The organism is Leifsonia sp. SIMBA_070 (genome assembly GCF_046534635.1).
GTDB lineage: Bacteria > Actinomycetota > Actinomycetes > Actinomycetales > Microbacteriaceae > Leifsonia.
Window position 1 is genome coordinate 1 of sequence record NZ_JAWRYK010000874.1, and the last position, 239, is coordinate 239.

A 239-nucleotide genomic window follows, 5' to 3' on the forward strand; every position below is an offset into this window, starting at 1 on the left:
GTGACGTACTGGCCGACATCGCGGCGGGCAAGGCGGACGGTGTCAGTGCCGACGGAGTGTCGCGCGAGCTGTATGCCGACCCGCGGCGACGCGGAACGAGCGCCGGCGCCGGGGCCGAGGTCAACCTCATCAACGCGTATCCGGGCGCGATGCTCGATGGTTCGCGTGACGGAGATTTCGGCGATCTGACGGTCTACTCGATCTGTATCGACGGTGATGCGGTCTGTGACGTGCCCGAT

1 protein-coding gene is annotated in these 239 nt (G+C 66.5%); it reads left to right on the forward strand.

All coding sequences use genetic code 11. The features are described 5' to 3' along the window. Positions 1 to 239 (forward strand): hypothetical protein (locus SB754_RS22720; RefSeq protein ID WP_410784529.1); only part of this gene is annotated, 239 nt, incomplete at both ends.